The sequence below is a fragment of the Rothia sp. HMSC064D08 genome, assembly GCF_001809525.1.
GTDB classification, from domain to species: Bacteria; Actinomycetota; Actinomycetes; order Actinomycetales; family Micrococcaceae; genus Rothia; species Rothia dentocariosa.
In genome coordinates, this window is record NZ_KV797900.1 from 890,009 (window position 1) to 910,938 (window position 20,930).

At 56.0% G+C, this 20,930-nt stretch carries 17 protein-coding genes and 1 pseudogene; 6 read left to right on the plus strand and 12 right to left on the minus strand.

Annotated features, from left to right (window positions below; all coding sequences use genetic code 11):
• Positions 1–22 precede the first annotated feature (22 nt).
• The 4 genes from HMPREF2625_RS10535 to HMPREF2625_RS10550 are packed head-to-tail and all read left to right on the plus strand — an operon-like array spanning position 23 to position 3,279.
• Complete coding sequence (locus HMPREF2625_RS10535) at positions 23–784, plus strand: amino acid ABC transporter ATP-binding protein (protein ID WP_004005123.1); 762 nt, start codon at positions 23–25, stop codon at positions 782–784.
• A 10-nt stretch (positions 785–794) separates the two neighbouring features.
• Positions 795–1,643 (plus strand): glutamate ABC transporter substrate-binding protein, encoded by an 849-nt coding sequence (locus HMPREF2625_RS10540; RefSeq protein WP_004005124.1) that lies wholly within the window; start codon positions 795–797, stop codon positions 1,641–1,643.
• A 20-nt stretch (positions 1,644–1,663) separates the two neighbouring features.
• Positions 1,664–2,347 (plus strand): amino acid ABC transporter permease, encoded by a 684-nt coding sequence (locus tag HMPREF2625_RS10545; protein ID WP_004005126.1) that lies wholly within the window; start codon positions 1,664–1,666, stop codon positions 2,345–2,347.
• Positions 2,344–3,279: an amino acid ABC transporter permease gene (locus HMPREF2625_RS10550; RefSeq protein WP_048779423.1), complete on the plus strand. Its 936-nt coding sequence runs from the start codon at positions 2,344–2,346 to the stop codon at positions 3,277–3,279. Before HMPREF2625_RS10545 ends, HMPREF2625_RS10550 begins: the two co-directional genes overlap by 4 nt.
• 101 nt (positions 3,280–3,380) lie before the next feature.
• Here HMPREF2625_RS10550 and dapC read toward each other — a convergent pair whose 3' ends face one another.
• From dapC to HMPREF2625_RS10580, 6 genes are all read right to left on the minus strand, one after another.
• Positions 3,381–4,538 (minus strand): succinyldiaminopimelate transaminase, encoded by a 1,158-nt coding sequence (gene dapC / locus HMPREF2625_RS10555; RefSeq protein WP_070524408.1) that lies wholly within the window; start codon positions 4,536–4,538, stop codon positions 3,381–3,383.
• A 179-nt stretch (positions 4,539–4,717) separates the two neighbouring features.
• Positions 4,718–5,038: a ferredoxin gene (gene fdxA, locus HMPREF2625_RS10560; protein WP_004005129.1), complete on the minus strand. Its 321-nt coding sequence runs from the start codon at positions 5,036–5,038 to the stop codon at positions 4,718–4,720.
• A gap of 323 nt (positions 5,039–5,361) precedes the next feature.
• The gene (locus tag HMPREF2625_RS10565) at positions 5,362–6,741 is read right to left on the minus strand and encodes a PIG-L family deacetylase (protein WP_070524410.1); all 1,380 of its coding nucleotides are present in this window, start codon (positions 6,739–6,741) and stop codon (positions 5,362–5,364) included.
• Positions 6,742–6,875: 134 nt separating this feature from the next.
• The gene (typA, locus tag HMPREF2625_RS10570) at positions 6,876–8,786 is read right to left on the minus strand and encodes a translational GTPase TypA (RefSeq protein WP_070450497.1); all 1,911 of its coding nucleotides are present in this window, start codon (positions 8,784–8,786) and stop codon (positions 6,876–6,878) included.
• 207 nt (positions 8,787–8,993) lie between these two features.
• Complete coding sequence (locus tag HMPREF2625_RS10575; RefSeq protein ID WP_246826797.1) at positions 8,994–9,890, minus strand: NAD(+) diphosphatase; 897 nt, start codon at positions 9,888–9,890, stop codon at positions 8,994–8,996.
• A 162-nt stretch (positions 9,891–10,052) separates the two neighbouring features.
• Positions 10,053–12,224 carry an acyltransferase family protein gene (locus HMPREF2625_RS10580; RefSeq protein ID WP_070524414.1) on the minus strand — a complete coding sequence of 724 codons (2,172 nt, stop codon included), beginning with the start codon at positions 12,222–12,224 and terminating at the stop codon, positions 10,053–10,055.
• A 409-nt stretch (positions 12,225–12,633) separates the two neighbouring features.
• Between HMPREF2625_RS10580 and pgi the strand changes: the two genes are divergently transcribed.
• The gene (pgi, locus tag HMPREF2625_RS10585) at positions 12,634–14,304 is read left to right on the plus strand and encodes a glucose-6-phosphate isomerase (RefSeq protein WP_070524416.1); all 1,671 of its coding nucleotides are present in this window, start codon (positions 12,634–12,636) and stop codon (positions 14,302–14,304) included.
• A 109-nt stretch (positions 14,305–14,413) separates the two neighbouring features.
• On the opposite strand, the gene HMPREF2625_RS10590 is transcribed toward pgi, so the two are convergent.
• Positions 14,414–15,088, minus strand: a complete 675-nt coding sequence (locus tag HMPREF2625_RS10590; RefSeq protein WP_070524418.1) for a pyroglutamyl-peptidase I — start codon at positions 15,086–15,088, stop codon at positions 14,414–14,416.
• Between the two features lie 36 nt (positions 15,089–15,124).
• Here HMPREF2625_RS10590 and HMPREF2625_RS10595 point away from each other — a divergent pair, with 36 nt between their 5' ends.
• A complete protein-coding gene (locus tag HMPREF2625_RS10595) occupies positions 15,125–15,544 on the plus strand; it encodes a hypothetical protein (RefSeq protein ID WP_048754168.1) in 420 nt (139 codons plus the stop codon).
• A 96-nt stretch (positions 15,545–15,640) separates the two neighbouring features.
• Here the strand turns inward: HMPREF2625_RS10595 and HMPREF2625_RS10600 are convergent, their stop codons facing one another.
• The 5 genes and pseudogenes from HMPREF2625_RS10600 to HMPREF2625_RS10935 form a co-directional block, all read right to left on the minus strand.
• Positions 15,641–16,186: an LOG family protein gene (locus HMPREF2625_RS10600; protein WP_004005139.1), complete on the minus strand. Its 546-nt coding sequence runs from the start codon at positions 16,184–16,186 to the stop codon at positions 15,641–15,643.
• 160 nt (positions 16,187–16,346) lie between these two features.
• On the minus strand, positions 16,347–16,823 hold the full coding sequence (locus HMPREF2625_RS10605) for an NUDIX hydrolase (protein WP_013397498.1): 477 nt from the start codon (positions 16,821–16,823) through the stop codon (positions 16,347–16,349).
• Between the two features lie 42 nt (positions 16,824–16,865).
• Positions 16,866–17,243 (minus strand): DUF488 domain-containing protein, encoded by a 378-nt coding sequence (locus HMPREF2625_RS10610; protein WP_004005141.1) that lies wholly within the window; start codon positions 17,241–17,243, stop codon positions 16,866–16,868.
• Positions 17,244–17,996: 753 nt separating this feature from the next.
• Positions 17,997–19,496 carry an amino acid permease gene (locus HMPREF2625_RS10615; RefSeq protein ID WP_037231086.1) on the minus strand — a complete coding sequence of 500 codons (1,500 nt, stop codon included), beginning with the start codon at positions 19,494–19,496 and terminating at the stop codon, positions 17,997–17,999.
• A 339-nt stretch (positions 19,497–19,835) separates the two neighbouring features.
• Positions 19,836–20,930: pseudogene (locus tag HMPREF2625_RS10935) on the minus strand (hypothetical protein); the annotation flags it as partial.

Sequence of the window (20,930 nt, forward strand, 5' to 3'; positions counted from 1 at the left end):
CTCACATGAAAGGGTTATCACCGTGACACAGGCATCTGCACCCGCAGAAAAACCACTCGTAGAGCTCAACGAGGTCAATAAATATTACGGCACCAACCACGTGCTCAAGAACATCAATTTAGCGGTCAATAAAGGCGAAGTTATTATCCTTCTCGGCCCTTCCGGTTCCGGCAAATCAACCCTCTGCCGAACCATCAACCGCCTCGAAACTACTTCCTCTGGCTCTATACATATCGACGGAAAAGAACTGCCCAAAGAAGGCCGCGAGCTCGCCAAGCTGCGCGCAGAAGTGGGTATGGTATTCCAGTCCTTCAACCTCTTTGCGCACAAAACCATCCTTGACAACGTGACGCTAGGCCCACGCCGCATCCGCAAGCTCTCCAAAGAGCAGGCCGAAGCCGAAGCTATGGAACTTCTCGCCAAGGTCGGGGTAGATTCCCAAGCAGAAAAAATGCCAGCCCAGCTTTCGGGCGGTCAGCAGCAGCGCGTCGCCATCGCCCGCGCTCTCGCGATGAAGCCCAAGGTCATGCTTTTTGACGAGCCCACCAGTGCACTTGACCCCGAGATGGTGAACGAAGTGCTCGATACCATGGTCTCCCTCGCCCGCGACGGCATGACCATGATCGTCGTAACCCACGAGATGGGATTCGCCCGTAAAGCCGCCGACCGCATCGTCTTCTTGGCGGACGGCGAGATTGTTGAAGAAGCCACTCCGGATGAATTCTTCACCAAACCCAAGAGCGAGCGCGCCCGCGACTTCCTCTCCAAGATCATCGACCACTAGGGGGTGTGCCATGAAAAAATCATTCTTTAACCGCGCCGCCACCAAGTTTTTCGCCGCGAGTACAGCAGCTGCGCTTGCCCTCGGTTTCACGCTGACCGGGTGCTCCAGCGCCTCGGACTCTAAACCTAAGATTCGCATCGGCATTAAGTACGATCAGCCTGGCTTGGGCTACCAAGATGGTCAGGATTACACCGGTTTTGACGTAGATGTGGCGCGCTACATTGCTGGTAAGCTCGGCTATTCGGAGGATCAGATCGAATTCGTAGAGTCCCCCAGTGCTAACCGTGAGAATATGCTTTCCAACGGTCAGGTCGATATGATTCTGGCGACCTATTCCATTAGCGACAGCCGTAAGAAGAGCGTTGATTTTGCCGGTCCGTACTACGTTGCCGGGCAGGATTTGCTCGTGCGCGCCGATGAAACGAGCATTACCGGGCCCGATAGCCTGAACGGAAAGAACCTATGCTCGGTGACCGGCTCAACCAGCGCCAAAAAGATTCAGGATACCTACGCCAAAAACGTGAACCTGGTGAAGCAGAATAGCTACTCGGACTGCGTGGTCGCACTTAACGGCGGCGTGGTAGATGCGGTGACGACCGACGATATTATTCTTGCGGGTCTTGCCGCTACTAAGGCAAATAAGGGCAAACTCAAGCTGGTTGGCAAAACATTCACCACCGAGAAGTACGGTGTTGGTCTGCCCAAGGGTACCGATAAGTGTGAAGCCATCAATAAGGCTATTAACGAGATGGTAGAAGACGGCACCTGGGAGAACCTGGTGAAGAAGCACACGGACGGCACCGGCTACAGCTACAACACCGAAAAGAATCCGCCAAAGCCTTCGGCGTCCTGCGCTTAGGCACGGAAGAGAGGAAAACGATGTCATTCTTTGACCAACTCGGCGCTCTCTTCGCCAAATACGATGTGTTGGGCGCGTTCTGGGTGAATATTCAGCTAACGTTCTGGGCTGCGATCGGGTCTTTCGTACTCGGCGCAATCCTGGCACTGATGCGTATCAGCCCGGTCCCCTCGCTGCGCTGGGCGGGTACTATCTATGTGCACTTATTCCGCAACACCCCGCTGACGATTCTGATGACTCTAGCGTTGCTGGGCGTGTGGACACAGTTTCAGCTGTCGTTCTCGACCGATTTTGAGACGAACTTCTTCGTGTACGCCGTGATCGTGCTGTCGATCTATCACGCATCTTTTGTGTGTGAGGCAATCCGTTCGGGTGTGAACACGGTTCCCACCGGTCAGGCGGAGGCGGCTCGTGCCATCGGCCTCGGCTTCATGGATACTGCGCGCATGATTATTTTTCCGCAGGCATTGCGCGGCTCCATTACTCCGCTGGGTAATACGCTCATTGCATTGGCGAAGAACACGACGGTCGCATCGGTAGCATCCGTTGCCGAAGCTTCAGGCATGATGAAGTCCATGATTGAGTTCGATGCGAACATGGTGCTGGCGATCTTCCTGATCTTCGCGCTGGGATTCGTGGCGATTGTGGTGCCTCTAGGCATCCTGACCACCTGGTCCTCACGTAAATTGGCGGTGAAGCGATGAAATTTTTTAATTCTGATGTAACCACAAGCACCACTGTCCTCTTCGACGCCCCCGGCCCCCGTGCGAAGGCTCGCACCCGTGTCTTCAATATCGCGGCGATTCTGGTTTTTATCGCGTTCGCTGTCTATGTGCTGAGCGTGATGGGCGCTAAGGGCCAGCTTGAGGCAGAAAAATGGACCGACCTCTTCACCGCAAAAGCTTGGGGTTCCTACTACCTGCCCGGTCTGGTTTCAACCCTGCAGGCAGCAGGTATTTCGGTAATTACCTCTATCGCTTTCGGTGTTATCTTCGGCATGGCACGTCTAGCGCAGAACCGCGTGCTTCGCTGGTTCGGCACCATTGTAGTTGAGTTCTTCCGTGCCGTTCCGGTGCTGATGATGATGATTTTCTTCTGGCTGTTCCTCAGCCGGTTCAGCTGGATTAACCCCTCACAGCTGCCGTTCCTCGCGGTCGTAATCGGTTTGACCTTCTATAACGGATCCGTGATTGCAGAGCTGCTGCGTTCGGGTGTCAAACAGCTACCGCGCGGCCAGGGTGAGGCGGGCCTGGCGATCGGACTGACCCCCGGTCAGACCCTCCGCACGATTCTTATGCCCCAGGCATTCAACTCCATGATGCCTTCGATGCTCAGCCAGTTTGTGGTGATCCTCAAGGACACCGCGCTCGGGTACATTATTTCCTACCCCGAGCTGCTGGCATCTGCACGACGCATCGGCTCGGGTGACGGCAACGTGTTGCAGACCCTTCTGTTGGCGGCGGCGCTCTTCGTCATCGTGAACTTCGCACTCACGGCGCTGGCAACCTGGCTTTCCTCGTTCCTCGCCTCACGTACTTCCTCGAAAGTTCGCAAGGTGGACTTGGTTCCCGGTGAGGTCGATAACCCGAATCCGCCCACCCTCCAGATGTTCTTGCTCCCCGGCAAACGCAAGTAATCGGGGATGCGCATCCGGTATAGAAGATGCCCGGAACTTCCTGTATTGGAGGTTCCGGGCATCTTTGTTTCTCAGACGGTTTTATTCTCTTACGGCATTTCCTATCCCACGCTCGCCGTCAGACGCTCGGCCGCCTTCGCAATATCCTCATCGGATGCGGTCAGCGCTATACGCACATACCCGGCGCCGTCTTCACCGTAGAAGACCCCCGGTCCCGCAACGATTCCCAGCTTGGCCAAACGTTCGATAGACGCCCACGTATCCTCGCCGAAAGTGGTCCACAGATACAACCCAGCCTCAGAGTTTTCGACGCGCCCGCCTGCGGCGGTAATAGCTGCGAGAAGCGCCTCACGGCGCGCACGGTACTTATCTTTCTGCGCCGCCACATGGGCTTCATCTCCCAAGGCGGCAATCAGCGCACGCTGCACGGGTGCGGGAACAATCATCCCGGCGTGCTTGCGGGAGTTGATGAGGTTAGGCATAAGCTGCGCATCACCCGCAATAAACGCGGCACGGTACCCCGCCAGGTTTGACTGTTTTGAGAGTGAATATGCGGCGAAAAGCCCGGTAAAGTCGCCGTCGCATACGCGGGGATCAAGAATAGAGGGTACCCGCTGACCGCCGCGAGCTTCATCCCACGCGCCCCAGCCGAGTTCCGCATAGCATTCGTCGCTGGCTACCACGGCACCGATATCACGCGCCTGCCGCACAATCTCGCGAAGCTCGGCAACATCACGCACCACACCGTTCGGGTTGGCAGGCGAGTTCACCCACACCAACCGCACGCGCCTGCGCACATCTTCGGGCAGCTCATCAAGCGAATCTGCGGGCACGGATTGCGCGCCGGCGAAGCGCGCCCCCATATCGTAGGTTGGGTACGCCACGCGCGGGTAAACCACCACATCGCGCTCTTGAGTGTTAGGGTCGGTACCTAATCCCAGCAGGAACGGAAGCCACGCCACAAGTTCTTTGGAACCCACGGTGGGCATCACCTGGTCGGTGCTTAGCCCGGTGACCCCGCGGCGGCGTGCAAACCAGTCCACGATCGCTTGGCGCAGTTCAACAGTTCCGTGCGTGGTCGGGTATCCGGGGGCGTCGGATGCGGCGGTGAGCGCATCCTGAATCAGCTGCGGGGTGTCATCGACCGGGGTGCCGATGGAGAGGTCTATGGTCCCACCCGGATGTTCGGCAGCAAGTTTGCGGTAGGGAATAAGGGTTTCCCAGGGGTATTCGGGCAGATCTAGACCGTAGGCACGCATGGTTCTCCTTGTGCGGCGTTGTAAACCGGCAGATACCGGCTGTTCTTTCGTGCGTAGTCATTGTATCGCGCGTTTGAGTGCTGAGGGTACGGCAAAGCCCCCGTTCCCAGCGTGCGAGATTCGGGGACTTTAGCCTGTCTCAAATTTTCTTCAACGTAAGGGTGCGCCGAATGCGCCAGCTACTCCCCCTGCGGTGGTAGGGCGGCGATGAAGGGTACGTCTTTACCGGTTGGTCCCATCTTCGCGGCACCACCGGGTGAGCCGAGGTCGTCGAAGAATTCAGCGTTGGCGGTAATATATTCGGACCATTCTTCGGGCACGTCGTCTTCATAATAGATAGCCTCGACGGGGCAGACGGGTTCGCAGGCTCCGCAGTCCACGCATTCATCGGGGTGGATATACAGTGTGCGGTCACCCTCGTAGATGCAATCAACGGGGCATTCCTCAACGCAGGCGCGATCTTTCACGTCTACACAGGGCAGTGCAATTACGTAAGTCATGGGTGCCTTTCTAAACCTAGCAGCGTGCGCCTGCCCTGTAATCCTGCAGGGTCATCGTCCGGCGCACGTCATCACGAGGGGGTATGCCTCGTGGAAGTCTGTGTATAAGTCTAGCTTGCACAGGGCATTTAAGCAGATTTTCGTGTCGTACCAGACAGCCATAATGCAGCCCTTCGCCGGCATTTTTTAGGCTAGGCTTTCCTGCGAGTAAATATTATTTCCCCTAGTCAGAGCCAATAAATTAAAATATAAATTCCAATAAGTTATATTCATCACAACATTTTTCGTGACGCCTCTATGTCATTCCTTAGCTTCATCACAGCTTATGGTGCAGTGCGCGAAGAATTATTAAGCGTTTGAGCTCGGCGTGCTTTCTCTTCGGCCCTGCGATGGCGCAAATGAACCTGCCGCGGGGTGTTATAGAAGCCGTTTCCTTCTTTGGTACGGATGAAGACGAAAAAGGCGAGCAGAGAGATAACGGGCGTGCCCAAAAGCCATAGCGTGCCGTATAAACCAATCGGCGGGTAGTCCGGGTTTACCAGCACGAAGGGCGAATCCGGGCGCATAAAGGCGAGCGCATATATCACCAAGAATGCGAAGGCACCGGTGATAATCGTTGCCCCGCCACGACGCAGTGCGAGGGAAGCCCACAGTGATGCAAAAAATACGGTGGCGAAGCCGAACACGAGCCCGATAGGAAGCGGAGTTTCGCCCGTATACATAACCCAGGCGTGGTAGATTGAGCCCGCGATACCTGCGAGGGTTCCCAGAAGAATGCAAGTTATCAGGAGCGATACGATGCCTGCCTGCGTGGGGGTTTCGGGAATTTTACGCTGTGCGTTACCGTCGAGCAGGCGGTAGGTTTCGACCGCCGAGATTTTCTGCTCTACCTTGTTTGAGAATTCAAAGGTGGTGTCCCCGGTGACTACAATCTGTGTTCCGTGGGCTTTCATCGCTTCACGTTTGGCCTCGACTGAGCCGATGATAGCGCACTGTTGGCGCGCGTCCTGTTCTGAGAATTCTCCTTCAATACCCCAGGTCAGTATGGGGCGGTCGTTACTATCGCCCAAGATTTTGAGTGCTTCAAGCACGGCCTGGTGCGTGCGCACATGGTCGGGGTGCCCGTAGCCACCGTCGAGGTCATAGGTGACCAGAACATCGGGCTTAATATCGCGAATGGCATTAGCAATAGCCTCGGCCTGCGGGGCGATCGGCTGGGCGGTTAAGGAATCTTCACTCGCCTTCGGGTTCGCCACCGGTTTACCATCTTTGCCCCACGCCATGCCGGAATCACGGTAGATGTTGAGCGCGCCCGGTGCCGTGGCGGGTTCCTCTCCCAGGAAGAAACGCTTGCGCACACCCAGCTTTGCCGTCGCGTTGTTGAGTTCAACAGTGCGGTACTCCCCCAGTGCCTCGCCGTTGTCGCTGTTGCCGGGTTTGCCTACTTCAAGATGCTGCAGCTTCGGCGGAATGACTTCTCCCATTTCGCCTCGGGTGAGGGTCAGCAGATACACCTTGGCACCCTTCTTGGCGTAGTACGCCATTGTTGCGCCTGTTGCCGTAGTCTCGTCGTCTGGATGCGCGTGTACGAACAACATCACTGCCTCGGAGGGCGTGTAGCCGCTCGGTAGCAAGTCGCGTTTCGCGTTTTTCATCAGGTGCTCCCCTTGGGCGGGGTACTGCGGCGCGGAAGTTTCAGGCATAGTGTCAGGTGACCTTCTGTCAAAGAACAGTTCTTCTATATCTTAAACCACAACCGGGAGCGGTACGGTTATCGTTGCTTGTCATGACGACAAACGCCCGTACTGCTCCCGGCGGTTAGCTATGCTCGTGTGCCCTAGTTGGCGCGGGCACGGCGGCGGAATTCACGCACTCGCTCGTTCGCATCCAGAATAACCTTGCGGATGCGAATAGCTTCGGGAGTGACCTCCACACATTCGTCTTCGCGGGCGAATTCGAGGCATTCTTCCAGCGTGAGCTTCTTGGGCGGGGTCAGGTTCTCGAAGCTGTCTGCGGTGGAGGAGCGCATATTGGTCAGCTTCTTTTCCTTGGTGATATTCACTTCCATATCGTCCGCACGGGAGTTCATGCCCACGACCATACCCTCGTATACTTCGGAGGTCGGTTCCACGAAGAAGGTGCCGCGTTCCTGCAGGTTAATCATGGCGTAAGGGGTAACCACGCCGGCACGGTCAGCGATCATCGAACCGTTGGTGCGGTACTCAATATCGCCAGCCCAGGGTTCGGGGTCGATCGAGTACGACGACGAGATACCGGCGCCGCGGGTTTCGGTAAGGAACTGGGTGCGGAAGCCAATCAGACCGCGCGCGGGTACCGCGAATTCCATGCGAACCCAGCCGGTGCCGTGGTTCGACATGTTCTCCATGCGCCCCTTACGTGCCGCCATCAGCTGGGTTACGGCACCCAGGTGCTCTTCGGGCACATCAATAATCATGTGTTCCATCGGTTCATACAGTTTGCCATCGATGGTTTTGGTGACTACCTGCGGTTTACCCACGGTCAGTTCGAAGCCTTCGCGGCGCATCTGCTCCACCAAAATAGCGAGGGCGAGCTCGCCGCGGCCCTGAACTTCCCAAGCATCCGGGCGCTGGGTGGGCAGAACCTTGATGGAGACGTTACCGATAAGCTCGCGGTCAAGACGGTCCTTGACCTGGCGTGCGGTCACCTTCGCACCTTTGACGCGGCCCGCCATCGGAGAGGTGTTAATGCCGATGGTCATGGAGATCGCCGGGTCGTCCACCTTAATAAGCGGCAGCGGCTTGGGGTTTTCGGCGTCGGTCAGGGTTTCACCAATGGTAATGTCTTCGATACCGGCGACCGCCACGATTTCGCCAGGGCCTGCTTCTTCGGCGGGAACACGTTCGAGCGCCTTGGTTGCCAGCAGCTCGGAGATACGCACGTTCTTAATATCGCCGTCTTGACGTGCCCAAGCGACGGTCTGCCCTTTCTTGAGGGTGCCGTTGAAGATACGCACGAGAGCCAGACGGCCCAGGAACGGCGAAGAGTCGAGGTTGGTCACGTGCGCCTGCAGCACCTCATCAGGGTTGTAGGTGGGGGCGGGCACGTGCTCGATAATGGTCTTAAACAGCGGTTCCAAGTCGTCATTATCGGGCAGGGCACCGTCGGCGGGTTGGTTCAGCGATGCGGCGCCAGCCTTGCCGGAGGCGTAGACGACCGGCACATCGAGCACACTGTCGAGGTCAAGGTCGGGTACCTCCTCGGCCAGGTCCGACGCCAAGCCGAGCAGCAGGTCCATAGTTTCGCTGACGACCTCGTCGATGCGCGCATCCGGGCGGTCCACCTTGTTCACCACCAAAATGACGGGCAGCTTCGCGGCGAGTGCCTTGCGCAGCACGAAGCGGGTCTGCGGCAGCGGACCTTCGGAGGCGTCCACGAGCAGCACCACGCCATCGACCATAGACAAGCCGCGTTCGACTTCGCCGCCGAAGTCGGCGTGCCCGGGGGTATCAATCACGTTAATGGTGATGGTTTCACCGTTCGCGGAGGGTCCATCGTAGAACACGGTGGTGTTCTTCGCGAGGATGGTAATGCCTTTTTCCTTTTCAAGGTCGCCGGAGTCCATCACGCGGTCTTCGACGTCTGCGTGCGCCGAGAACGCGTGGGTCTGCTTGAGCATCGCATCCACGATGGTGGTTTTGCCGTGGTCAACGTGAGCCACGATCGCCACGTTGCGCAAATCAGGGCGCGAAGCGGTGTTTTCAGACATGCGTAATTTTTCTCGCTTAAATCTAGGGAATACTAGGGGCACGCCGCGTTAGGTGCGTGAGCTTAGATACGCGACGCGGATATCAGTGCGTGCATGCCCGAGCGTTCTCATGCGGGCGCGCCAAAACGCGCCTCTGTCTCGGGCTTGCCTATCCAGTGTACCACTTGCCCTAGTTTGTCTTGAGCGCAGGTTTTAGTCGGCTTCGACTCAGCGCCCGGCATTTTTCTCGTGCAGCCAGTCGTCCAGCATGCGGCGGGCAACCGCATTCGTGCCGGGCAGCTCCAGTTTGGGCACTCCCTGTTTCTGGCGTATAGCTTCAGATTCGGCGATAGCCTGCGCCAGCTCGGGCGCGGTGAACCAGCGTGCGGCCCGGATTTCTCCGTCCAAATGTTCCACGGGTTGGGTGTCATCGACCGTCACCCGGTAGCAGATCATGAGCGAACGGGGGAAGGGCCACACATCGCTCATACGGTAGTCAAGGTTGAGAGCCTGCAGCCCAGTTTCTTCATAGACTTCGCGGGCTACTGCCTGTTCGAGGTTCTCGCCGGGATCCACGAACCCGGCGATGAGGGCGAAGCGGTTTTCGTGCCAGAGCCGATTATTCGCCAAGAGTACCCGTTCGCCGTCGCGGCTGAGGACGAGCGCCATAACCGCCGGTTCGATGCGCGGGAATACGAGCTCGCCGGATGCGGTGCGCCGCACCTGGCGTTCCCCGTCGATCAGGGCAGGATCTCCCGAATACGCGGAGTACTCCATTTCAAGAAGGTAGTCGCGTTTAGCAAGGGCGGCGGCGTAGCGGGCGCGCCCGGCGGGGTCTTCGTGCACGGGGTAGAAGCGGAACCCGTTCTGCGATGCGGTGATGGGCGCATCCGTGTCAGCACGGGAGAGATCTTCTGCGAGCGCGAGCAGTTCTTCATCTTCCAGGTAGGCTGCATGGTAATCGGTGCCTTCCCGGTCAGAGGGCTTTCTAAATTTAGGCTCCAGGCTGGTTTCGATAATGGTATTGTGCGGAGCTTCAGGCAGGTAATAAACGGTTCCGTCACGGTTCATGAGGGTTTCTCCACATCGAGAAATAACCAGGTAAAGATTCTGCTGCACGCTCATAGTTTCCACTCTACCGCATGCGCTCTTCGCTCCTGTGCCCATGCAGCCTGAAAAATATACCTAAACAACCAACTCGTTGTCTGCGCACGTGATACGCCTGCTCATCTGGCATAAGCGAGAGCGTATCTCTGCGGTCTATTCACTAGCCCCGCGGCCTGAGAGTTATGACCCTGAGCGCCCTTCCGGCTTCCAGCCTGCGGCGAGGGCGCGCTCATATATTGTCTCTGCGAGAGTATGTTCGAAGGCTTTGGTGAGGTGGTTAGTATCCGCGTACACGTATACGTTGCCAATCACTGAGCGGCATAGGCCGTCAGGGCAGTAGATATCCTTCAAATCGATCAGGTAGGCACCACGGTCTGCATATTTCTCGAAAATTGGTGCGGCGGGATTATCACCATATTTCTGCTCAACGGGTTCAGAACAGCTGCTCTTATCCCCCTGAGCCCTAATTGCGCACACATACATATCTTGGGCAAATCGCGGGTTATCGCGCAGACCGATCACCTGGATGCCCGCATCAGTGAAGACGCGCAGGGTTTCGTCGAGGTTGGGGTCTGCGGTCTCGGCATCAGCGCTTGTGTCGGTTGTGGTTGCGATAATCACTACGGTCGTCGGCTTAAGGCGCAGAATTTCTTCCGTGGCGTTCTGTGAGAACGCGATGCAGCGTTTCTTACGATCGTTGAGGTAGCCCTCGGGTGCTGCGAATGGGTAGGGGCATCCTGTCTCTAGAAGGTTCATCTGATTGGTGCCGGTACGCTGGGCGATAGGCTCGAACGCAGCCGTCATCTGTAATGCGTGCGAGCTGCCAACAATAATGGTGAGCGGTGCCGAATCGTCCACATTCTGTTTGACGGCGCAGGATTTATTCAGAGACTCATGCACGGGGGTAAAGGGTGCGGGGCATCCCTCTCCCCAGTCAGCGAGCATGCCGTAGATGGGGATATCCTGCGGAATAGGCTTTGATACACGCGACATTTGATCCGTGCCGACTGCTCGGGCACCTGGATATGTTGCCTCATCATTTTTCACCAGCTCTTCAGTATTCTGGATCACGGTGGCATCGCGTTGCTGTGCCCAGGTGCGAACGCTCAGAACGGGCGCTCCGATCACCAGCAGAATCACGAGTACATAGGCGAGCTGGTTCACCCAGAGAGTGGGAGTGAAAATCGTGGTCACGCGTAGTTTCGAGACCGTTTTATCAAGAAATACGCCGGATCGGCTGCGCAACGGCTTCTCGGTATAGGTGCTCAAAACCCACGCCAAACCGATTGAAACGGCGATAATCACCGTGCCTTCCAGAAAATTCACGCGAGGTTTATTAACCGCAGCGCTGTAGAGCACGAGCAGAGGCCAATGCACTAGGTACAGGGCGTAAGAAATATTGCCCAAGCTTTGCAGCGGCGTGGAAACTAGCAGACGGTCGATCGCGAATTTATGGTCGGTACGCCCGGCGATCATCACCAGCGCACCGGAGAGCACGGGCCACAGCGCCAGGTAGCCGGGGAAGGTTCGTTCAACCGGTAAAACAGCGCCGCAGGTTACTAATCCCAGGGCGCCCACCCATCCCATTACCACGCGAGTTCTCACATGGCGAGGCTTCCATTTCAGCGTCATCACCGCAAGCAGAGTACCAATCGCAAACTCCCACAGGCGGGTGCGAGTATCAAAATATGCGTAGGCGGAAACCTGCTTTGTCTCCCAGATTGAGAAGGCAAACGAAACCGCGAACACAGTACCGAAAACCGTTACCGCCGCAGGTACGGGCTTGAAACGTACCCGATGCACGAGAAACGCAGCCACCGCGAAAAGTATCGGCCAGAGCAGGAAAATTTGTCCCTGAATCGAGAGCGACCAGAAATGCTGGAAGGGCGATTTATCGCTTATACCCTGAGCAAAATAATTAACCGCACCGTTCGCCAAGTTCCAGTTCTGGTAGTAAAACAGCGAGGCTTGGGCATCAACAGCGCGCGCATTCCAATACAGCGCTGGCAATATAACTAAGGAAGCCGCAAGAGTCAGCACAATCACCACGGATGCAGCAGGCAACAGACGCGCGAACACATGAGTCCAGTAGGTCAGCAGGTTCAGCGGTTTGCCCTCGTTGATTTTCCGCATGAACGAGAGCGAAAGCAAGAAAGCCGAGATGAAGAGAAAAACATCCACACCACCGGAGACTTTGCCGATCCACACGTGGTAAAGCACCACGAGAAGCACGGCGAAGGCGCGCAAACCCTGAATTTCGGGGCGGAATCCGCGAGATTCCAGAAATGATTCATACGGCGGGGTGTGCTCTGCAGCGGGTACACGAATTCCCCGCAGCGGGTTTATAGGCATAAACAATATCCTGGAGTGAATGTGTGAGTTATGAGTGAGTTTTCATGATGCACAGCGCCGTCGAGAACTTCCACGCACGCTATGCAAAAAGCCAGCATCGCTCGTGCCCGCATTACAGGAAGCACCGAGACAGGTCTATAAAGACGTCCCCAGTCTACCACCGGTATTCTCCCAAATGTACGCACGTTTTCGCGTGCATTTAGAGGACGGTTTGCTAACCCTTGAGGGCACCCTGAGGATTCGTAAAGGCTCCCCTCCAACGCGTGCAGTTCTTTGGATAATGCCTGGCGGGAATTATGCGCCGCACCCAAACGTTGTGGTCACCAAAAGCGCAAGAACGCGCAAAACCTTCAGGTAAACGCCTGTATGAAGGTGACATCACCGGGTTGAAAGAGAGAAAATAAGAACCATGACTATTACGAACCCGACGACCACCAGCGCGTGGTCAGCACTAACCCAGCACAAAGCATCGCTCACTCCGAATCTGCGAGCCTGGTTTGAGCAGGATCCTTCCCGCGCCCAGAAATTTAGTTTTGATGCCGCAGACCTGCACGTAGACCTCTCGAAGAACCTCGTCACCGAAGAGACCGTGCAGCTTTTGCTCAAACTCGCCGAAGAGGTGAACCTCGCCGAACGCCGCGATGCTATGTTCACTGGCGAACACATTAACGTGACCGAGGACCGCGCGGTTCTGCACACCGCGCTGCGCCGCCCCAAAGGCTACTCCCCCGCTCTTGTTGTTGATGGGCAGGATGTCGATAGCGATGTTCACGCCGTTCTGAACAAGATTTACGCTTTTGCCGATCGTGTGCGTTCGGGCGAGTGGACCGGCGTGAGCGGCAAGCGCATCGAGACCGTGGTGAATATTGGTATTGGCGGTTCCGACCTTGGTCCCGTGATGGTGTACGAGGCGCTTAAGCCTTACGCCGATGCCGGGATTTCCGCACGGTTCATCTCAAATATCGACCCGACCGATGTTGCCGAAAAAGTTTCTGATCTTGACCCCGAAACTACCCTGTTCATCGTTGCTTCGAAGACCTTCGGCACCCTAGAAACCCTGACCAACGCTCGTGTGGCACGCGATTGGCTGCTCACCGCGCTTGGCGAGGCGAACGCCCTGCAGGGAAAAACCGCAGAAGAAGCCGTGGCTAAGCACTTTATCGCCGTTTCAACCGCGCTCGATAAAGTTGCTGCCTTCGGCATTGACCCCGAAAATGCTTTTGGTTTCTGGGACTGGGTTGGCGGTCGCTACTCCGTGGACTCTGCGATTGGCACCTCGTTGGCCATCGTCTTCGGTCCGAAGGTTTTCGAGGAATTCCTCGCGGGCTTCCACGCCATGGACGAGCACTTCCGCACCGCGCCCTTTGAAAAGAACGTGCCCGTACTCATGGGCTTGCTTAACGTATGGTACGTGAACTTCTTGGGCGCCGAAACCCACGCGGTCCTGCCCTACGACCAATATCTGCACCGTTTCCCCGCATACTTGCAGCAGCTCACCATGGAGTCCAACGGCAAATCTGTGCGCGCTGACGGTTCTTTCGTGGACTACTCCACGGGCGAGGTTTTCTGGGGCGAGCCCGGCACCAACGGTCAGCACGCTTTCTATCAGCTTATCCACCAGGGCACCCGCCTTATCCCTGCGGACTTCCTGGCCTTCGCCAACCCGGCTCACCCCACCAAGGATGGCGAGCAGGATGTGCACGAACTCTTCCTCGCAAACTTCTTTGCACAGACTCAGGCGCTCGCTTTCGGCAAGACCGAGGATGAGGTACGTGCCGAAGGTACCGCCGAGCATGTGGTAAACGCCCGTATCTTCAGCGGCAACCGTCCTTCGACCTCTATCATGGCCTCCCGCCTGACCCCGCGTGTGCTGGGCGAGCTGATTGCCCTCTATGAGCACATCACCTTTGTGCAGGGTATCGTGTGGGGTATCGATTCCTTCGACCAGTGGGGCGTCGAACTCGGCAAGAAGCTGGCGCTCGATCTGGTGCCCGCTATCAAAGGCGACCGCGAGGTTCTGGCACGCCAGGATTCTTCGACCGCATCCCTGATCGACTACTACCTTAAGCACCGCAAGTAGCAGTGCCCTAGGCTAATATGCGCGGTGCCCCCGATGAATCTCTCATCGGGGGCACCGCGTTTTAACCGCCGCTTTCACTCGTCTTCCCAGTTCTACGGCATGAATGAGCCTACATAACCTTGAGGGTATCGCGCACCAGCTCCACCACGATGCGCGCAACCACCGCCTCAGGCAGAGTCGGCACCGATTCGCTCTCTACTCCCCCAGCATCGGTATGTGCAGTAAGCGTTGTCTGTGCGTCAGAGGGCTCATGATCGACTTGCGTGGCGGGAATATGCACAAACCCCGCAGGAATCCGCCGCCCCTGGCGTTCCAGAATACGGTGTACCTCATAAAATACGTGGTTGCACACATAAGTTCCGGCGGTGTACGAAATCTCAACCGGTAGCCCCACACCACGCAAACGCTCATAGCTTGCCCGCACCGGCAGGGTCGAAAAATACGCCTCGCGTCCCTCCGGGGCGATCGCCTCATCCACACGCACCACACCGTCATTATCTTCAATATCGGCGGAGTCCAGGTTGATAGCAACCCTCTCAAAGCTCACCTTATCCCGTCCGACTGCCACACCCAAGCTGAGCACCGCATCCGGGCGAATATCGGTCAGCATCTCCCCTAAAGCTTCTGAAGAACCCGCATAGCTCACCGGAACCTCACGGGTTACAACCCGTACCGCAGATTCGTCGGCAAGTACATCAGCCACCTGCCGCGCTGTTACCCCGCTCGGGTTCACGCTCACGCCGGGAAACGGGCCGAAATAGGTGATGAGAAGGGTCTTTGTCATCGTTGTCCTTTACACGTCGTCGGGTACCCTAGAGGTATGGCACGCACACACCGTCACAAAGAAGAACCCGTTTTTCTTCTCCAGGATACCCCCGATGCCCTGCGCGAAATCGGCGTTGATGATGAGCAGGAGGCGCTAGCCGCTGTTCGTGAACCCGCACAGGCGTTAGAAGGTGCCTCGTTCCTTCAGGCGGTGGGGCGGTTTTACCGCTTCTACACACTCGGTCGCGGGCACGCCAGCCGCTCCGAAGTGCTGTGGGCATTGCTCTATTTGACACTCACCACTGGCGCGGTACTGGGGTTGACGGTCTATCTGGGCATGCTCTCAGAAGACCCTCACATGGAGTCCCTGATTCGGGTTCTCTATATGCTTATGATGACGCTCACGCCCGTATGGATTATTGTGCATATTCTGCCGCTTTCTTCGCTTCTGAGCAGGGCGCGCGGTAAAAACTAGACGCGTCCACGCCCCCCTACCGACGGGTGATTCAAAAACGCCCGCAGTGCTCAGGCCACGGGCGTGTAAGTAGTTGGTTTCTCCAGAGCTTCCGGGCTATTTCCCAAGCACCTTCATAAGCTCTTCGGGAGTGTCAACAACAATCAAACGTTCCAGGTATGAAGGGCGCAAAAGCTCAGTGCTAGCCATATATTGCATCGCCTCAACGAGCTTATCCCAGTACCCATTAACATTCAGGAGCGCCACAGGCTTCGTGTGAATCTTGAGGAATTGCCAGCTAAATACCTCGAAAAATTCTTCCAAGGTTCCGGGGCCACCGGGCATCGCAACGAAGGCGTCGGCCTTATTAATCATGGCGATCTTACGCTGATGCATGGTATCGACAATATCGAGGGTTGTCTGCCCGGGGTACACGCCCTCCCACTCCACGAGCTGGTGGGTGACCACGCCGTAGACTTTGCCGCCCGCATCCAGGGTCGCGCCCGCGACGGTTCCCATCAGACCGGTGCGTCCGCCTCCATAAACTACCCCCACGCCACGTTTTGCGCATAGGGTTCCCAACTCACGGGCGCAGGCGGCAAAATCGGGGTCATTGCCCATAGTAGCGCCGCAATACACGGCAAGGTTAAAACTATCTCTCATGTTCTGCTTCTTTCATCGGATGCGTTCATACACGCGACGGTGCGCGGAACGCGTGCGTCAACGTAAAATTTTTACGGGTGATTTATCCCTATGCACCCTACCGCCCCCGCGCAGCCGAGCGCAAGCCTTATCGCTCATATCGCGCATATTTTCAGCGGATTCACAGCGGCACCGATGGCGTTTCGCCAGGACTTATTCTGCAGATAAGCGGGAATATACACTCAGTGTTCAGAGGTGCCTGATCGGTATAGTCCGCTGCGGGGTCTACCCAACGTAATTCAGCAATTTCGGCATGCGGGCTCAGCTGCTCAAGTATCTTTTCCTCTTGCGGATGCGGCATATATTCAAAAGTTTCGGCACGTACCACGAATCCGCTTTCGTTCAGGGCGGGGGCGTCAAACTTACCAAGGTACACCATCTGGGCAGGATCCGGCGCAAATCCCAGCTCTTCAGTAACCTCACGCACCGCCGTATACAAGGGGCTCTCCCCCGCATCGGGTTTACCTCCGGGCATCATAAACCCGTGTGAGGCGGCTTTACGCACGGTCAGTACGTGCCCGGCGTGATTGCGGATTACCACTGCAGAAACATGCACAATTCTCTGTGCCGTATCAATTGCTGAATGTTCATCAACCATCTTTCTACAGTAGCTTATGTACAGCGCGTATCAGCCAAAATTTCAGAGGCTCTTCAGCCGGTCTATGAGGTAATCACGCAGAATGACCGCGTGGTTGCAGGTAGGGCTCTTAGCGCCGTACAAAAGCGTAACGCGAGAGGACTGGAGCTTCTGCGCACCCGCAACCATACGCTCAAGCTCGGGGTACACCTCTGAATTACTGTCAAGCTCGTTCAGATAGCGTTGTTTGAAGGATTCAAAATTCTCTGGTTTATGCCCAAAATCTCGGCGAGCCTCCGTCGAAGGAGCTAAGTCCTTCGCCCATTCATCAAGATGAGCCTTATCTTTTGAGACTCCGCGCGGCCAAAGCCTATCAACGAGTACCCGGTATCCGTCATCCGGGGAAGGCTCTTCATATATGCGCTTAATAACTATATCCATAGTGCCAATCCTACGCCGGAGAATCTGTCTGGTACACCTAACGTTAAGATAGGTGGCCCGCCAGGATATGTACATTATCGATGTATGACTACATGCTCTATATATATGATATTTTCCGGACGAAAGTATTTTCTAATTTTATTGTGGAGTATATATAAAAATTTTCATCATCAAAAGAAAATACTGCCGCGTCTAAATCCCCAGTTTTAGTGCGTTCACATCAATTCCTGCACGGGCAGGCTTAGACCCCCGCCGTGCCTCTACCCTAAACACGCTACGGGGGTCTTATCCTAGCTTGAGCATTCATGTCTGTGCTTTTTCCCAGAGGGCACATCCCCTGAAAACAGTGAGTGCTTCAAACGAATCTATACATCCCCGACGATACCTTACGGGGTATTCTCATAGAGCGCTCACATGAGGATTAACCGATCGTAAACCTACGCATGCACGAACCAAAGGTCAGGAAGCTTCATATCGTACATAAGAGAAGGTTCACAATAGTGAACGTTCTATGTCTTTACAAACATACCCTGCTCACAACACGGAGGTAAAGCATTTCGGGCAAACTTTATTATATCTTTATATTTACCCACGGAGTTAAAACATATATACCGTTAAAAAATGGTACTACCGCATAATAGTTTACCGTGAAACTCTTTATCAAAATGTGATTTTATAGCAATAAAACCCGCCGGGGAATACCTCACGATATTCCTCCGGCGGTCTTTTTATTGATAATTCCGTTCGCCGAAATTACTTGCTCGTTTTAACCTCAAGACCCGAGACATCCACCTGTTCCAGTGGAATCAAACGGTCGCGGGTTACGATAGCGTGAATAGCCCAAACTGCCACAAAGACCGGCAGGCCTATATATGAGCTCATCACGCCCACCCAGTCTCCTGCAAGGATCGCCTCGTAATTCTGCCCACCGATCACCAGCAGACACATAATGAAGGCAATAATCGGCCCCACCGGGAAGAAGGGTGCCGTATAGGGAAGGTCGTTAAGGTTATGCCCCTGCCGCATATATGCACGGCGGAACCTATAGTGTGCCACCGCGATACCAACCCAGGTAATGAAACCGGCTAGACCCGAAACATTGACTAGCCACAGGTAGGCCGCATCCGGCGAAATAACGGAGGCGATAAATCCGATAGCTCCCACAGCGGAAGTTGCCATGAGGGCGGGCATTGGCACGCCTCCCTTATTGACCTTCGTGAAAATCTTGGGGGCTTTGCCCTCCTGCGCGAGTGAGAACAACATGCGTGCCGAAACATAGAGACCCGAGTTACCTGCAGAGAGCACGGCGGTAAGAATCACGGCGTTCATTGCTGCAGCGGCGAAGGCAATACCGGCTCGCTCAAAGATAAGGGTGAAGGGAGAAATGTTAATATCGCCTTCGGCTGCGGTGAGCAGATTCGGATCGGTGTAAGGAATAAGGAATCCTATAATCACCATGGCGCCGATATAGAACAGCATGATGCGCCAGAACACACTGGTGAGCGCGCGCGGCACATCGCGACGGGGGTTCTTGGATTCTCCGGCGGCAATACCGATCATCTCGGTACCCTGGAAAGAGAACCCAGCGACCATGAAGATAGCGAAAATAGCGACGGGCCCGCCCACAAAAGGAGCTTCGCCCGTGGTCCAGTTTGAGGTACCCGGTGATGCACCTCCGAGAACCCCGAAGATCATCGCAATTCCCGCGATCAAGAACACGATAACGGTGACCACCTTAATAGTGGCAAGCCAGAATTCGCCCTCACCGTAGGCTTTGGCAGAAAGAGCATTAAGCCCCGTCAAGAGAACTAAGAAGATGCCCGCCCACACCCATGAGGGAGTTTCAGGAAGCCAATACTTCATCACTTCCCCGACCGCTACAAGCTCGGCCGCGACGGTGATTGCCCAGTTAAACCAGTAGTTCCACCCCATGGCAAACCCGAAGGATGATGAAACGTAACGGGTCGCGTAGGTTTGAAACGAACCTGGGACGGGCAGATGCGCTGCCATCTCACCCAGAGACTGCATGAGGAACAGCACCATAATACCGATCAGCCCGTAAGCAACGATAGCGCCGCCCGGCCCGGCGGTAGAGATAGTTTTACCAGATGCAACAAACAGACCGGTGCCGATAGCGCCGCCGATGGCGATCATCTGCATATGACGTGCAGAAAGACCGCGTTTCAGATCAGTATCTGCGGCAGCATCACTCGCATCCGATGCTGGCGAAGACTGTTGTGAAGTTTGTGCCATTGTTTTCTCTCTATTCTGAAACTTCCCAGATATGCGGGTGTCACACAGCCATCAGCTTTCTTATGGTGTTCCCTCAATATCTAAGCCGGAAGATCCTATGTACGTATCCTCTGAAGAAACGCCGTTACGGCATCCTGAAGTATTTCTAATGATGCCTAAATTTTTCTAATCAAGCTCTAATACTACATCTCCCATACGTGCTACGCCACTTCGAAAGCTGTATGTGCGCTGCCCCCATCTAGGCAATAACCGCCTTTACGCACAAAAACGGGGTGGATACCTCATGAGAGAGATACCCACCCCGAATTTGTAACCTCTATAACGACAATTCGTCGTTAATTAGGCCTTGTTGCGGCGAGTCAGCAGAACCACAAGTCCGGTCATCAGGGAGAGCAGACCCAGCCCAGCGGCGAACAGAACGCCACTGACACCGGTGTGTGCCAAGCTTCCTGACTTCTGGGAGCTCGCGGAGCTACCGTTGTCTGCCTGAGTGGCCTGGTTAACAGCTGCGTTGCCGCCGCCGTTCACCTGTGCGGAACCGCCGTTGCCGTTATCGCCAACGAGACCGGCGCCACCGCCATTAACATTGGGAGCATTGCCGACGAGGCCAGCGCCGCCACCATTGTTATTCTCAGAACCGTTGCCAACAAGACCGGCGCCGCCACCATTAACATCTTCAGAAGCATTGGTGTTCACGGCCTCGCTACCGCGGGATACCGCGCCAGCGTTGAGGTCAATATCGACATCGTTGCTGATGGTCACAGTACCCTGATGCTGGGGAGCCCGGTTGTCACCGGTCTGACCCAAACCACCCCGACCGTTGTCGGAATCGTTATCAGCAGTCAGACCCAGTCCGCCATGATCTTGATGACGCTGCTGCTCCTGGAGGATTTCGCCTTCAGAAGTGCGAGTGTAGCTCTCGCTCAGCTGACCGAACTGTGCACCCTGGCTTTCGCTTCCGGTAGCCTGTTCAGTTTCGGTGGTGGTGTTGCCACCAACCTGACCGAGACCGCCCTGACCAGTGGTGTCAGGAGCTACCGACTGCGGGGTATCGCCAGTCTGACCCAAACCGCCCTGACCGTTAGGTGCGGGCGTATTTCCAGCATTACCTGGGGTGTTAGGAGTAGCGTTATCGCCTACCCAACCAAGACCGCCGTGACCGTTAGGTGCAGGCGTTACGGCATTATTTTCCCCAGGAGTTACCTGAAAAAAATTACCGCCGCCTTGGAAGCAGTCGTCACCGCCGTTGCCCCACTGACCCCAGCCGGGAACGGTTGCGCCAAAGTCCCAGCCACCTTGGTAGTGACCGTTGAGGTTGAAGTCACCTTCGTAGTAGCCGCCGCCACCGATGTTCCAGTCGCCACCACCCTTGTTGTTATCGGGGAGGCTGGGATCGGGGGTGCCGGGCTGACCAGGCTGACCGGGCTGACCGGG